We start from the raw sequence: 14,148 nt of genomic DNA, 5'->3' as shown, positions 1-14,148 counted from the left end.
AAAGTGCTTTCTTGATAAATAAAAAAGGGCAACGAATATATCGTTGCCCTTTTTTTATTAACGAACCTTGTAATATTGTCGGTTCGAAATTTATTACTTCTTAAACGTTTTTGGGAATGTCATTTCGCTGTATTTCACAAAACGAGACCCTTTGGTAATTTTGTAGCCGAACCAAATTGCCAGGAACAGCGGGATACCGATATAGGTCGCTGTCACCCCAGCCCAGTCAATCTTATCGGCCAGGAACGCTTCGTAGTTCTGGCCCAGTGTGATAATCAGACACAGGGCGAAGGCAAAGATAGGCCCGACAGGGAAGAAGCCAGAAACGTACGGCAGGTCGTTGAGATCCAGCCCTTGCTTCACATAACCACGACGGAAACGGTAGTGGCTGATCGCGATACCTAACCAGGCGATAAAGCCAGTCATACCGGATGTGTTCAGCAGCCACAGGTACACGGTCTGGTTGCCATACATTGATGTCAGGAAGCACAAGCCCGCCACAACCGTGGTTGCATACAACGCATTACGCGGCACACCACCAGCGGACAGCTTAGAGAAAATACGTGGCGCTTTGCCATCACATGCCAGGGTGTAAAGCATACGAGTCGATGCGTACATCCCGGAGTTACCCGCTGACAGTACTGCAGTCAGGATAACGGCGTTCATCACTGCCGCAGCAGAGAGCAGACCTGCATGTTCAAATACCAGAGTGAACGGGCTAACGCCGATGTCTTTCACATCGTTACGCAGCAGGCTCGGATCGGTATAAGGAATGATCAGGCTGATAATCAGAATCGCGAACACATAGAACAGCAGGATACGCCAGAACACCTGACGCACAGCGCGTGGAATGTTCTTACCTGGATCTTCAGATTCACCCGCAGCAACACCGATAAGCTCAGTCCCCTGGAAGGAGAAGCCGACGATCATCGCCACACCAATCATGGCGGAGAACCCACCCGCAAATGGCGCATCGCCTACCGCCCAGTTGCTCCACCCCGCAGGTTGTGCACCTTTGAAGATGCCAAGAATCATCATCACGCCGACAATGATAAAGATGATAACCGTCGTCACTTTAATCAGTGAGAACCAGTATTCTGCTTCGCCAAAGCCTTTAACAGAGATGTAGTTGAGCAGGAACATGATGCCGAGGAACAACGCACTCCAGATCCAGCCTGGGGTGTCCGGGAACCAGTAGTTCATCACCAATTGTGAGGCGACCAGGTCAACCGCGATAGTGACTGCCCAGTTGTACCAGTAGTTCCAGCCCAGCGCGAAGCCGAAGCCTTCTTCAACGTATTGCTGCCCGTAGGTGGCAAATGAACCAGAAACCGGCATGTATGCCGCAAGCTCGCCCAGGCTTGTCATCAGGAAGTACACCATCAGACCAATCAGCATGTAGGACAACAGCGCGCCGCCAGGACCCGCCTGAGAAATGGTTGCACCAGAGGCAACAAATAGCCCGGTACCGATGGATCCGCCAATGGCGATCATCGTTAAGTGGCGCGCTTTTAGCTCACGTCGTAAGCCAGGCGCTTGTGTTGTTTGATCTTGAGAAACCATAGAAAATTGCGGTCCTTCCAAAAAATGAGGCGCGATTGTAGCAAACCAGCCCTATACATGTAGTAGAAATACGAAGTTATAAGAGAGCTTCATGATCGGAGAAGAATTATAAGTAACGCACTTATGATAGTAGATGAAAAGAGGGAGTGAGCCAGGCTGTCGTGCTACGCGGGAATCCATTCCCCATGCGGTTTGGCGGGTTATTTTATTTAAAATCAACCTTCATTAATTCAGGGATACTGAAATCGCGGGTGGTGTCGACACAGCGATTAATGTAGTCAACGAAGCGCGGCGGCGGCGACATGCCTAAATCCAGCAGTTTTTTATTCGAGAAACGCACATTTAACATCGAGAATTCACCGTATAAACGCATCGCTCTTAGCATAAGACGCTCGTTACATGGCCCATAAATAGTTTTGAATTCTCTACGGTTTTTGACAAGCTCGCTATAATCTACTTGCTGATAAGTCGCATAAATAGGGTTCTGATCTAATGCAGCTGCCATAGCGCGGTCAATTTCAACAAATCGGGTACTTCCCGTATCCCCGGCAGAAATATGGTAAACCTTGTCAGTGAGTTCAATATGTTGAGTTAATAACAACAAAGCTTCTGCGCAGTAATCCACCGGAATCACATCAATCTTATCTTCCATCGCGCACATGAATTTCCCAAGCATCAGAGCCATACGGAATACCCAGAAAATACTGCTGGATGGACGACACCCTTCTTCACTGTGGCCGACCACAATCGAGGGACGTGCAATCACCAGCGGGAGCTGCGGGCATTGTTCGACGATTAATTGTTCGATGGTGGATTTAGACCAGGTGTATTGCACCAAATGCTCTTCTTCAGGCTTACGTGTCATGCTCTCAGTGACCAGGGTTCCCGCTTCAGGCACGCAAGACATAGCAGTTCCCACATGCACAAAGCGCACTAAACCAGAAACATCAGCCATGCGTTTAACGAATTTTAGTGTGCCTTCAACATTCACTTTCCAGATTAATGCGTTATCACCAAATGAAGCGACGGCAGCGGAGTTAATAACATGAGTCACCGAGGAAAGTCTTTCATCATTCAAAAAGTCTTCGGAATAAGCCAGGTCACCCAGCAATATATTTTTTTCATTAATTTTAGCGAGTAGTGTTTCGTTACACCCAAAATTAGCCAGGTTATTTCTGACACGAGCGACACCTTCACCAGCCGTGTTTGCTCTAACCAGTAGCAGAATGGATTCAAAAGATGAATCTGATAGCGCCCGCGCCAGTACAGCGCCGCCCAGAAAGCCTGTTGCGCCGGTAATCAGTAGTTTGCTCATATTGAAATACTCTGAATTTAAAAACGCCATACTATGTGGCGCTTTATAAACAGCGAATCAATAAACGCAGCAATATAAAATAGATTTACGGTTAATCGTATTTTACACTGCACTGACTCCATTAATTAACTTTCGTTTAATTACGGTGTATTGATTTATATTTATATAAACCCATCTTACTCATCGCAATATTTCAAAAAACGCTGTAAGGCGTTGGATATATGCTTCTGGCGATGGTGAATACGATACAGCGTCCGCACCAGGCGTGGTAACGGCACAGGCACTTCCACCAGCGATCCCGCGGCCAACTGTTCTTCAATCACCCGACGTGACAGGCAGCTAATGCCCAGGCCATGACGCACGGCGTGTTTAATCGCTTCTGAGTTGCCTAATTCCATACAAAGCTGGAATTGCGGTAAATGCGAAAGCAGCAGGTAATCAACGATTTCACGCGTACCGGAGCCTTTCTCGCGCAGGATCCACGGCTGTTCCGCCAGGCTATCCAGAGTGATCGGCTGTTGCAAGAAAGGTGCACTCGGCGGCGCAAATACCACCAGCTCATCTTCAAGCCAGGGCTCGGTGACCAGATCCGTCATATGGCTCGGCCCCTCTATCAGGCCAATATCGACACGGAAATCTGCCACTGCGTTAATCACATCCTGGCTATTACCGACGTTCATTTCCAGCGGTAGCGCCGGGAAATCACGGCGATAGTGGGCAATCATTTCCGGCAGAATATAGTTGCCGATGGTGCTACTGGCATAAACGCGAATCGCGCCGTTATCTTCTTTAAATAACTGTTCAACTTCCGTTGCCTGTTCCAGCAAGCCCACGACGCGCGGATACAGCAAACGACCATGTTCGTTGACCACCAAACGTTTACCAACACGATCAAATAGCTGCACACCCAATTGCCCTTCGAGATCGGACAGCGCAGCACTTACTGCCGACTGCGACAGCGACAGCATCTGTGAAGCCTGGGTGGTAGAACCGCTTTTGAGGACTTCGGCAAAAACTTCGAGTTGCCGCAGAGTGATGTGCATCGTGATCGCGCCTTAACACTTATTCAGATTGGTTATAAATATATAATCAATTTTATTTTTAAGCCAGCAAGCCATACACTTTTGCCAACACTAAGGAGAAGGTTATGGCTACGTTATCAATTCCCACTCATCGTCATTCATTGTGGCATTTCCTGCCAGGTCTTGCGCTTGCAGGCGCAATTACTGCGCTGGCACTGTGGTTGGGTAACATTCCTTCCGTTGCTGGCCTTGGCCTTGGAGCACTAACTCTCGCCATTTTATGCGGGATGGTCATTGGCAATACGCTGTACCCAAAAATCTGGCAACACTGTGATGGTGGCGTGCTGTTTGCCAAACAACATCTGTTGCGCCTCGGCATCATTCTTTATGGCTTTCGACTGACGTTTTCGCAAATAGCCGATGTCGGGGTCAGCGGTGTGATTATCGATGTGCTGACATTAAGCAGCACCTTTGCCCTCGCCTGTTGGTTAGGTCAGAAAGTGTTTGGTCTGGATAAACAAACCAGTTGGTTAATTGGTGCCGGTAGCAGTATTTGTGGTGCCGCAGCGATTCTGGCAACCGAACCGGTAGTTAAAGCTGAAGCCAGTAAAGTTACGGTAGCTGTAGCGACTGTGGTGATTTTCGGCACGCTGGCAATCTTTATTTATCCGATGATTTATCCGTATGTGACGCACTGGTTTACACCGGAAACCTTCGGGATTTATACCGGTTCGACCATGCACGAAGTTGCGCAAGTGGTGGCGGCGGGTCATGCCATCAGCCCTGAGACTGAAAATGCTGCGGTAATTGCGAAAATGCTGCGCGTGATGATGCTGGCTCCGTTCCTGATTTTCCTGGCCGCTCGCGTTAAGCATTTGGCTCCGGCAGGTCAGGCGCAGAAAAGTAAAATTACCATCCCGTGGTTTGCAGTGCTGTTTATTGTCGTCGCGATGTTTAACTCGCTACACCTGCTGCCAACATGGGCTGTCAATGCCTTGATAACACTGGATACTTTCATGTTAGCCATGGCAATGGCCGCGTTGGGTTTGACCACCCACTTCAGCGCGCTGAAAAAAGCCGGTGTGCGCCCGCTGTTGATGGCCCTGGTGCTGTTTATCTGGCTCATCGTTGGGGGTGGCGCGATTAACCTCGGCGTGCATCATTTTATGTCCTGATATTTCCTGCCTAACCCGCTATCATTATCGCTTTCCCGGTAGCGGGTTTTGACAGGAGAAAGAATGATGAAGTTTATTGGCGCACACGTTAGTGCCTCTGGTGGTCTGGAAAATGCCGCGATTCGCGCACATGAGCTTGAAGCCACTGCTTTTGCCCTGTTCACCAAAAACCAACGTCAGTGGCGTGCCGCGCCGCTGACCGAAGAAGTTATCAGCAATTTCAAACGTGCCTGTGAAAAGTACCATTACGGTCCAGGCCAAATCCTCCCCCACGATAGCTACCTGATTAACCTCGGTCACCCCGTTGAAGAAGCGCTGGAAAAATCCCGTGAAGCCTTTATTGATGAGCTGGAACGCTGCATGCAGTTGGGCCTGTCACTATTGAACTTCCATCCGGGCAGCCACCTGATGCAAATCCCTGAAGAAGAGTGTCTGGCGCGTATCGCGCAGTCGATTAACATTGCGCTGGATAAAACCAAAGGCGTGACGGCGGTGATTGAAAATACCGCAGGCCAGGGCAGCAACCTTGGCTTCCGCTTTGAACATCTGGCGGCGATTATTGATGGCGTAGAAGATAAATCACGCGTTGGCGTGTGTATCGATACCTGCCACGCTTTTGCTGCGGGATATGACCTGCGTACTGAAGCTGATTGTGAAAAAACCTTCGCTGAATTCGAGCGTATTGTTGGCTTCAAATACTTGCGCGGCATGCACCTGAATGACGCGAAAAGTGCCTTCGCTAGCCGTGTTGACCGTCATAACAGCCTCGGCGAAGGCAATATTGGCCACACGCCGTTTAGCTGGATCATGCGTGATAGCCGCTTTGACGGAATTCCGTTGATTCTGGAAACCACGAACCCGGATATATGGGCCGAAGAGATTGCGTGGCTGAAAGCACAACAGCATCAAGAAGCTGCTGCATAAGCAAAAAAAAAGCTCCCGGTGGAAACCGGGAGCTTGAAATCAGTAAAGTGTATTACGCCGCTTTAACCGCTAATTCAGTTTCTGAGCGTTTGAGGAAGGCGTAAGACAACCCTGCCAGCAAGGTACCTGCCACAATCGCAATCAGGTAACCGACAACCGGTGTAATCGCGCCAGGAATCAGCAACACAAACAGACCGCCATGTGGCGCCATCAGTTTGGCACCCACCGCCATGGAAATCGCACCTGTCACTGCACCACCAATGATACAGCACGGCAGAACACGCATTGGATCACGAGCCGCGAACGGGATAGCCCCTTCGGTGATAAAGCACAGGCCGAGAACCATCGCCGCTTTGCCGCCTTCTTGTTGTGCTTTGTCGAATTTACGACGCGCAACAAATGTTGCCAGGCCCATCGCTAACGGTGGCACCATGCCAGCAGCCATAATCGCCGCCATTGGTGCGTACGTTTGAGTGCTGAGCAAGCCGACGCCAAAGGCGTAAGCCGCTTTATTTACCGGCCCGCCCATGTCAGTACACATCATACCGCCAAGGATTGCGCCCAACAGAACCGCATTCGCCGTGCCCATGGTTTGCAGCCAGTGAGTCAGACCCTCGAGGATTTTCGCAACCGGCGTACCGATCAGATAAATCATCGCCAGACCCACAATCAGGCTTGAGAACAATGGAATGATGAGGATCGGTTTCAGCGCTTCCATACTGGTTGGCAGTTTCAGCTTAGTGCTGATCAGCTTCGCAATGTAACCTGCGAGGAAGCCCGCAATAATACCGCCGATAAAACCTGAACCAGTACTAACCGCTAACATACCGCCGATAAGACCTGGCGTCAGGCCTGGACGGTCAGCGATAGAAAACGCGATGTAGCCCGCCAGAACAGGAACCATCAACGCAAAGGCTGAACCGCCACCGATTTGCATCAGTGCCGCCGCCAGCGTACCCGGCTCTTTAAACGCTTCGATACCGAAAGCAAATGACAGCGCGATACACAAACCGCCCGCGACCACCATCGGCAACATGAATGACACACCGGTCAACAAGTGGCGATAAGCGCCCGCAGACTCTTTCTTGCCTTCTTTGGCGGCAGTGTTGCTTTGCCCAACCGCTTCATAAGGTGTCGCTTCAGCAACGGCTTTATCCAGCTCCTGCGCGGTTTTCTTCAGCGCCAAACCGGTTGAGGTGCGGTACATCGGTTTTCCGGCAAACTTAGCCAGATCCACTTCGATGTCTGCCGCAACAATCACCAAATCCGCTTGCGCGACTTCTTCTGGCGTAATCGCATTACCCGCACCAACCGAACCGCGAGTTTCAACCTTTACCCACCAGCCGCGTTTTTTCGCTTCGGTTTCAATGGCTTCAGCAGCCATAAAGGTATGCGCGACGCCCGTTGGGCAAGCGGTTATGGCAACCACACGTTTCGGCCCTTTAGCCAAAGCCACAGGTGCTGCGTTTACCGGTGCCGTGTAAGGTTTGGCTTTGTCTTTCGCTTCACCTAAAAACAGTTCCGGGTGCTGAACTGCACGGTCAATATCACCCAGATATACCTTTTTGCCGTTCAGCGAGCTATCAGCAGGAATGGCATTACCTACCACAATCGCCATTTCGGCATCGTTCGGGTTGTCGATAATCTGTAGACGCGCCTTCTGAGCTGCGGAACCCAACAGCGTTTTAGCGAGGTAAGCGCGAGCCTGTCCAAGACCAGGTTCGATAATCAGCAGCGTTTTCATTGTTCCTCTCCTGCTGTCAGTTAAAAGGTTTCAGATCAACACGAGCCATCATGGCCGCCAGTTGAGTACGATCGGTAATACCGACGTTGCTCTGACTTACCGCCAGTGCCGCAACTGCCGTCGCCAGGCGTAAGGTATGTTCACTGGATTCACGCATTAACAGGCCGTAGATCAGCCCACCGACCATGGAATCCCCGGCACCTACGGTGCTGACGACTTCACAACTTGGTGGTTTCGCTATCCATTCACCGGATGCGTTAACCCAAAGTGCGCCTTCAGCACCCAGAGAAATCACCACATGAGCAATCCCCTGTTCACGCAGCGCGTGGGCAGCATCAATCACATCTTTCATATCCGGAAGTTTACGACCTGCCCAGATTTCCAGTTCACGGCGGTTCGGTTTCACCAGCCATGGTGCCGCTTTCAGACCGGCGACTAATGCTTCGCGGCTACTATCGAAAATAATGCACGGACACTGGCTGCGCAGACGGGTCATCCAGTCGGTGAAGGCTTCTGGAGAAACACCTGCGGGTAAGCTGCCACTGACGCAGACCATGTCGAACTGACCAAGCCAGCTCAGGGAATCCGCAACAAAGCGATCCCAATCCGACTGCGTGACTTCAAAACCAGAGAAGTTGAAATCGGTAACTTCACCGTCCTTCTCGGTTAGCTTAACGTTGATACGGGTACGGCCCTGCACCACCTGAAAACGGTTAGCAATGCCCAGTTCGCTGAACAATTGCTGAAAACCATCCTGGTTGTCTTTACCCAGGAAGCCGCCAACGGTAACGTCGATGCCCAGATCTTTCAGAACCTTAGCAACGTTGATGCCTTTACCCGCAGCGTGCAGGCCAGTGGTACGTACCAGGTTAACTTCACCACGTTCAACTTCCGGGGTGTAACCGACAAGATCGTATGCCGGGTTCAGAGTAATTGTTGCGACGCGACGACTCATGCTGCCCCCTCGCCAAGACCGGCTGCGACTGCTTCACCAATCGCTTTCAGCGCTTGTTCAGCATCATCACCTTGTGCGGTAAAGCGCAAGTGGTGGCCTTTCTTCACGCCAAGCGCCACAACTTTCATCAGGCTGCGGCCATTGGCAGGCTTGCCGGTGCCATCAAGGTTGGTCACGGTTATCTCACTGTTAAATTGTTTAATGGTGTTCACCAGCACGGTGCCCGGGCGAGCATGTAAACCGTGTTCGTTACGGATCTGGAATTCGGCGCTCAGGCTATTTTGTGCAGGCGCTGCGTCACTGGTCAGCAGCGTCAGCAACTCTGGCGCATCTGCGTTCAGCAAGCGGTCAGCCGTGTTGTTGATCAGCATGTCGCTCAGGCGGTTAAGGACCTGTAAGGGTTGATCGTCGGCCACAGCCACCGTCATCAAAAGCGATACCGGCTGGCCTTCAGTTTCAAATGCAGCAGCAGGACGGCTGATAGCGACAGCGCTGGCAAGATTGCCTTCTGTGCTGTCGTTCAGCCAGATGCCCTGGCCTAAATAAAGGGGTTTGCTGGAAATAACATGGCTAACAAATTCGGTGTTTGCCGCACCAGCCTGTTTGATGCGCCCGGCATTTAATGCTTGCAGCGTCATCAAGTCGGTTGCGGTGACATCCAGCGCCAGTAATGAGTTATCGAACAGCAAAGATGCAGACTGTTTTTCGCCCATCAGCAAAGCGCGAAGTTCTTCTGCTGAAGTGGCGTTTTTAAGTTGTTCAGCTACCTCGTCATCGCTTAATACATGTGTCAGCTGACGCAGTAAACCGAGGTGCTCATCAGAGCTGGCGGCGATACCAATAGCGACATAAGCAGTCTGGCCTTCGCCCCACTCGATCCCTTGTGGGAACTGGAACACCTGAACGCCGGTTTTCAATACTAGATCGCGGGTATCAGTGGTGCCGTGCGGAATGGCAATACCGTTACCCAGATAAGTAGAGGTTTGCAGCTCGCGAGCCAGCATACCTTCAACGTAGCCAATGCTGACATTGCCAGCTTGCGCAAGTGCTGCGGCAACCTGACGTATCGCTTCTTCTTTATTTCCGGCACTAGCACCGGGATGTATGTCTTGCACAGATAACTGGAACATGGTTCTCCTCTCCTGCTGAATTGAAACGATTCAGCTGCAATGAGAAAAAATGCGCCATCCCACTCCTGATACAAAATAAGACGACGCTGAAACGTTTCAAGGAGTGTGAAGATTCCCCGCGATTCAGGCAAGTCATGTTGTGATTTCGTTGCCGAAATTTAGAGGTTACGCACATTTTTACCGCGATAGTCGCGGCAATTACAAACAACGACACGGTACGTTCAGCACTCAATGTAGAAACTTCAGCTTTTGCTGAACCTAAACAGGAACAGCGTTTTAACTTTTCGGGCTGCTTTTGATTTGAACAACTGTTTATTTCCTGACAAGGCGCGTAAACTCCGCGCGTTCATTGATAAGCGACACTGAGAGCATGCAAAACTCCCCGATAGCAGCAACCCGCAAGCCCCTTGATATCACTTCTTCTGCCTTTTTGATTGTAGCTTTTTTGACCGGAATTGCGGGTGCATTACAAACCCCGACTCTGAGCCTGTTTCTGACTGAAGAAGTTCATGTCCGTCCGGCGATGGTAGGTTTCTTTTTTACCGGCAGCGCGGTTATCGGTATTTTGGTCAGCCAGTTTCTTGCTGGCCGCTCCGATCGCAAAGGCGATCGTAAATCGCTCATTTTTGTTTGCTGTTTATTGGGCGCTTTAGCCTGCGTGCTGTTTGCCTGGAACCGTAACTATTTCGTGTTGCTGTTTGTCGGGGTTTTCCTCAGTAGCTTTGGCTCTACCGCGAACCCACAAATGTTTGCCCTGGCGCGCGAACATGCAGACCGCACTGGTCGCGAGGCCGTGATGTTCAGCTCTATTTTGCGTGCGCAGGTATCGCTCGCCTGGGTTATTGGCCCGCCAATCGCTTACGCACTGGCTCTTGGGTTTGGCTTTACCGCGATGTATCTCAGTGCCGCACTGGCGTTTGTGGTGTGCAGTGTGATGGTGCGAATGCTGTTACCGTCGATGCGCAAAGAATTGGCAGTGAAAACCACCACACTTGAAGCCCCCCGCCGTAACCGTCGTGACGCCTTACTGCTGTTTGTTGCTTGCACCATGATGTGGGGCTGTAACAGCCTGTACATCATTAATATGCCGCTTTACATCATTCATGAATTACATCTGCCGGAGAAACTAGCGGGTGTGATGATGGGGACAGCCGCCGGGCTTGAGATCCCAACGATGCTGATTGCCGGTTACTACGCCAAACGCTTCGGTAAGCGCTTCCTGATGCGTATTGCAGGCGTTGCAGGACTGCTGTTTTACATTGGTATGCTAACGCTGCATAACGAATTTATGCTGCTGGCTTTGCAGCTGCTGAACGCGATTTTCATCGGCATTTTGGCGGGTATCGGCATGCTCTATTTTCAGGATTTAATGCCAGGCCAGGCAGGAGCTGCAACCACGCTGTATACCAATACCACGCGTGTCGGCTGGATTATTGCCGGGTCGATGGCCGGTGTGGTAGCTGAAATCTGGAACTACCACACCGTGTTTTATATCGCGCTGGGCATGATTGGCATCACAGCCTGGTGCATGGTACGCATCAAAGACATTTAGCCTGGTCGCTTATTTAGTGCTGCTTGATATACAGCTCCTTGCTATAGACGTAATCCTGCGGGTTATGCAGTGGGAAACCGCCGACATAAGGCTTTAGCACTTTGATCATTGGCTGATAATACAGCGGGATAAGCGGAGCTTGTTGATTGATTCTGCGTTCGGCTTCGGCGTACAACTCGTTGCGTTTTTTGGCATCAGTGCTGCTGGCAGCCTGCGTAATCAGTTGATTATACTGAGCATCCTGCCAGTGCCCGACATTTTCAGGGTTGTTTGCCAGTAGCGTATTCAAAAAGGTAGAAGGTTCGTTATAAGTAGCATCCCAGGACTGACGCGATAACATAAAATCCCCGCTCCGCCGGGAATCGAGATAGGTTTTCCACTCCATGTTACGCAGAGTGACGTTAGCTCGTAGATTTTTCTGCCAAATTGAAGCCAACGCTATCGCCGTTTTTTCATGCAGATCGTATTTGTTGTAAAAAATCTCAAACGACAGTGGATGCTCTGCATCATATCCAGCCTCCTTTAACAACGCTTGTGCCTCGGCGATACGCGTTCGCATGGGTTGCGACAGATCGGGTAATGCAGGAGGCATGAAATCCGCGACCTGAGCAGGCGTCAAAGTTGTAGCAGGCACGCGCAGACCTAGCACTTTTTCAGCAATCAGCTCCCGGTCTGCTGTCAGGTATAACGCACGGCGGACTCGCACATCGTTAAACGGTGCTTTCATGGTATTGAAGGTGTAAAACTCGGTATTCAGGCGTGGAAGAGTCAGCAACTCTTGTGGCGTTTGTCGTTGAATCGCAGAGATTTGCTGGGCGGGAACCCAGGTTAAATCAACATCCCCAGCCCGGTAGCGGTTATAACCTGAAACAGCATTGTCGATGACCAGATACTCAACCTGCTCCAGCACTGTTTTCTGATTATTCCAGTAATGTGGATTACGTTTCGCGATAATTTTCTCATTCACTATCCAGCGCTCCAACACGAACGCCCCGTTGGTCACAATATTCTCTGGCCGCGTCCAACGGTCGCCATACTGTGCCACCTGGCGGTGCGGTACCGGGAATGTCGTGGGCCATGCCAGCATGGAAATAAACCATGGCGTAGCCTGGTCGAGCTTGATCTCCAGCGTATGTTGGTCCACAGCACGGATACCCAGTTCCTGAGGAGCGAGTTTTCCGCTGACAATCTGTTGGGCATTAACAACGTGTGCCGCGGCTAAATAGTCAGCAAAGGGGCTGGCAATCGCCGGGTTAACTGCCCGCTGCCAGCCGGTGACAAAATCTTGCGCCGTCAGCGCCGATCCGTCTGACCACGTTAGCCCGGGGCGTAAGCTGAAAATGTAAGTTTTTCCATCGTCACTTTTTTGCCAACTCTGTGCCTGCGCGGGTTGGGGATTCCCTTCGCCATCCAGCCATATCAGCCCTTCAAAAAGATCCAGTGCCACCTGCGCGGCAGTATTTTCCTCCACTCTTTGCGGATCAATGCTGTTCGGATCGCTGTGATTGTTATAGCGGAAAATTTGCTGGGGGGAGAGCACGGTTCCTGGTGGGATTTCAGCGGCCTGCAGAGGCAGCACTGCCATCAGGCTGACCAGCCATAACAGTAGATTTTTACTCATGGTATTTCCTTTTCCCAATGATTGATTCCTGCTGATAGATTCAGACAGGCAAAGGCAAGGAATTTATATCATGATCAACATGTTAAATATTTGACCCTATTCTGGTTATGGTAGAATAAACGGCCAGGATATGGGCCGTTAAGGGGCCGTCGCCGCTTCGAGATATATCAGATAATCCATGGCTTGCTGGCGCGTGGTGCCACACATTTCACGCGTGGATTGCAGACTGGCGCAGACCTTCGGCCTGAGCGGAGAAAGAAAAATTTTACAACGCATGTCAGCGCCAAGTTGAATGCAGGATGTATTGGCCGGCTTGCCATGCGGCATGCCAGGGATTGGGCTTGATACGGAAGGCGCGGTACAACATGCGCCGCAATCGGGACGACAGTCCATCTGCAATGCTCCGGTGGGCTGACAAGGATCTGGACTGTAGCAGTAGTCACGTGGCTTTACTATGTGCATTTATCGGCTTTCAGCAGTGAATCCGCTTGCCTGAAACTCGCCCCGCGAGTAATTTGTCGCAATATTTTCGACTCTCAATTTTTTACAGGAAACATCGATGGCAAGAGCTAACGAAGTCAAAAAAGGTATGGTACTGAATTACAACGGCAAACTGCTGATTGTTAAAGATATTGATATTCAGGCACCGAGCGCACGTGGCGCTGCAACCCTCTATAAAATGCGTTTTTCTGATGTCCGTACTGGCCAGAAAGTTGAAGAGCGCTTTAAAGGTGACGATATCGTCGACACCATTACCCTGACCCGCCGTTACGTTGATTTCTCTTACATCGATGGCAACGAATACGTGTTCATGGATAAAGAAGATTACACCCCGTATATCTTCTCTAAAGATCAGATTGAAGACGAGTTGCAGTTCATTCCAGAAGGCGGCATGCCAGACATGCAGGTTCTGACCTGGGATGGCCAACTGCTGGCACTTGAACTGCCACAGACTGTGGATCTGGAAATTGTTGAAACCGCACCAGGCATCAAAGGCGCGTCAGCAAGCTCCCGTACCAAGCCCGCAACGATGTCGACTGGCCTGGTGATTCAGGTTCCAGAATATATGGTGACCGGTGAAAAGATCCGCATCCATATCGCTGAAAAGCGTTCTATGGGTCGTGCAGATTAATTGCTGTTTAGAATG

The 14,148-nt window shown here is 50.8% G+C and carries 12 protein-coding genes; 4 read left to right on the top strand and 8 right to left on the bottom strand.

Annotated features, from left to right (window positions below):
- Positions 1-93: 93 nt before the first annotated feature.
- The 3 genes from MNO13_RS07415 to yieE all read right to left on the bottom strand — a co-directional run bounded on the left by MNO13_RS07415 (position 94) and on the right by yieE (position 3,921).
- A complete protein-coding gene (locus MNO13_RS07415) occupies positions 94-1,563 on the bottom strand; it encodes an amino acid permease (RefSeq protein WP_064544994.1) in 1,470 nt (489 codons plus the stop codon).
- 205 nt (positions 1,564-1,768) lie between these two features.
- Entirely contained in the window at positions 1,769-2,878 is a 1,110-nt protein-coding gene (locus MNO13_RS07410; RefSeq protein WP_064544992.1) for an SDR family oxidoreductase, read from the bottom strand.
- Positions 2,879-3,054: 176 nt separating this feature from the next.
- Positions 3,055-3,921, bottom strand: a complete 867-nt coding sequence (gene yieE, locus MNO13_RS07405; RefSeq protein ID WP_064544990.1) for a DNA-binding transcriptional regulator YeiE — start codon at positions 3,919-3,921, stop codon at positions 3,055-3,057.
- A gap of 104 nt (positions 3,922-4,025) precedes the next feature.
- Between yieE and MNO13_RS07400 the strand changes: the two genes are divergently transcribed.
- Both MNO13_RS07400 and nfo read left to right on the top strand, forming a co-directional pair.
- A complete protein-coding gene (locus MNO13_RS07400) occupies positions 4,026-5,075 on the top strand; it encodes a YeiH family protein (protein ID WP_241939694.1) in 1,050 nt (349 codons plus the stop codon).
- Positions 5,076-5,141: 66 nt separating this feature from the next.
- The gene (nfo, locus tag MNO13_RS07395) at positions 5,142-5,999 is read left to right on the top strand and encodes a deoxyribonuclease IV (protein ID WP_241940047.1); all 858 of its coding nucleotides are present in this window, start codon (positions 5,142-5,144) and stop codon (positions 5,997-5,999) included.
- 52 nt (positions 6,000-6,051) lie between these two features.
- Here nfo and fruA read toward each other — a convergent pair whose 3' ends face one another.
- Genes fruA through fruB form a run of 3 tightly spaced genes read right to left on the bottom strand, consistent with a single transcriptional unit; the run spans position 6,052 to position 9,828 of the window.
- Positions 6,052-7,743, bottom strand: coding sequence for a PTS fructose transporter subunit IIBC (gene fruA, locus MNO13_RS07390; protein WP_064544986.1), 1,692 nt, complete (start codon positions 7,741-7,743; stop codon positions 6,052-6,054).
- A 16-nt stretch (positions 7,744-7,759) separates the two neighbouring features.
- Complete coding sequence (gene fruK, locus MNO13_RS07385; protein ID WP_064544984.1) at positions 7,760-8,698, bottom strand: 1-phosphofructokinase; 939 nt, start codon at positions 8,696-8,698, stop codon at positions 7,760-7,762.
- Positions 8,695-9,828 carry a fused PTS fructose transporter subunit IIA/HPr protein gene (gene fruB, locus MNO13_RS07380; RefSeq protein ID WP_241939693.1) on the bottom strand — a complete coding sequence of 378 codons (1,134 nt, stop codon included), beginning with the start codon at positions 9,826-9,828 and terminating at the stop codon, positions 8,695-8,697. The genes fruK and fruB overlap by 4 nt, the downstream gene beginning before the upstream one ends.
- 370 nt (positions 9,829-10,198) lie before the next feature.
- On the opposite strand from fruB, the gene setB reads away from it, so the two are divergent.
- Positions 10,199-11,380 carry a sugar efflux transporter SetB gene (gene setB / locus MNO13_RS07375; protein ID WP_064544979.1) on the top strand — a complete coding sequence of 394 codons (1,182 nt, stop codon included), beginning with the start codon at positions 10,199-10,201 and terminating at the stop codon, positions 11,378-11,380.
- A 13-nt stretch (positions 11,381-11,393) separates the two neighbouring features.
- Here the strand turns inward: setB and MNO13_RS07370 are convergent, their stop codons facing one another.
- Both MNO13_RS07370 and MNO13_RS07365 read right to left on the bottom strand, forming a co-directional pair.
- A complete protein-coding gene (locus MNO13_RS07370) occupies positions 11,394-13,001 on the bottom strand; it encodes an ABC transporter substrate-binding protein (protein ID WP_241939692.1) in 1,608 nt (535 codons plus the stop codon).
- A 138-nt stretch (positions 13,002-13,139) separates the two neighbouring features.
- A complete protein-coding gene (locus MNO13_RS07365; protein ID WP_241939691.1) occupies positions 13,140-13,394 on the bottom strand; it encodes a YkgJ family cysteine cluster protein in 255 nt (84 codons plus the stop codon).
- Between the two features lie 166 nt (positions 13,395-13,560).
- On the opposite strand from MNO13_RS07365, the gene yeiP reads away from it, so the two are divergent.
- Positions 13,561-14,133, top strand: coding sequence for an elongation factor P-like protein YeiP (yeiP, locus tag MNO13_RS07360; RefSeq protein WP_064544972.1), 573 nt, complete (start codon positions 13,561-13,563; stop codon positions 14,131-14,133).
- The last annotated feature ends 15 nt before the right edge of the window (positions 14,134-14,148 follow it).

Source organism: Buttiauxella ferragutiae (genome assembly GCF_022637515.1).
Taxonomy (GTDB): domain Bacteria; phylum Pseudomonadota; class Gammaproteobacteria; order Enterobacterales; family Enterobacteriaceae; genus Buttiauxella; species Buttiauxella ferragutiae.
Note: the sequence above shows the minus strand (reverse complement) of the source record. Positions and strands in the feature narration are given on the sequence as shown.

Excerpts from the sequence above, each read along its gene's own strand:
- fruK (WP_064544984.1), bottom strand. The coding sequence starts at position 8,698 with ATGAGTCGTCGCGTCGCAACAATTACTCTGAACCCGGCATACGATCTT.
- MNO13_RS07370 (WP_241939692.1), bottom strand. The coding sequence starts at position 13,001 with ATGAGTAAAAATCTACTGTTATGGCTGGTCAGCCTGATGGCAGTGCTG.
- nfo (WP_241940047.1), top strand. The coding sequence starts at position 5,142 with ATGAAGTTTATTGGCGCACACGTTAGTGCCTCTGGTGGTCTGGAAAAT.
- fruA (WP_064544986.1), bottom strand. The coding sequence starts at position 7,743 with ATGAAAACGCTGCTGATTATCGAACCTGGTCTTGGACAGGCTCGCGCT.
- MNO13_RS07410 (WP_064544992.1), bottom strand. The coding sequence starts at position 2,878 with ATGAGCAAACTACTGATTACCGGCGCAACAGGCTTTCTGGGCGGCGCT.
- yieE (WP_064544990.1), bottom strand. The coding sequence starts at position 3,921 with ATGCACATCACTCTGCGGCAACTCGAAGTTTTTGCCGAAGTCCTCAAA.
- MNO13_RS07365 (WP_241939691.1), bottom strand. The coding sequence starts at position 13,394 with ATGGACTGTCGTCCCGATTGCGGCGCATGTTGTACCGCGCCTTCCGTA.
- MNO13_RS07400 (WP_241939694.1), top strand. The coding sequence starts at position 4,026 with ATGGCTACGTTATCAATTCCCACTCATCGTCATTCATTGTGGCATTTC.
- yeiP (WP_064544972.1), top strand. The coding sequence starts at position 13,561 with ATGGCAAGAGCTAACGAAGTCAAAAAAGGTATGGTACTGAATTACAAC.
- MNO13_RS07415 (WP_064544994.1), bottom strand. The coding sequence starts at position 1,563 with ATGGTTTCTCAAGATCAAACAACACAAGCGCCTGGCTTACGACGTGAG.
- setB (WP_064544979.1), top strand. The coding sequence starts at position 10,199 with ATGCAAAACTCCCCGATAGCAGCAACCCGCAAGCCCCTTGATATCACT.
- fruB (WP_241939693.1), bottom strand. The coding sequence starts at position 9,828 with ATGTTCCAGTTATCTGTGCAAGACATACATCCCGGTGCTAGTGCCGGA.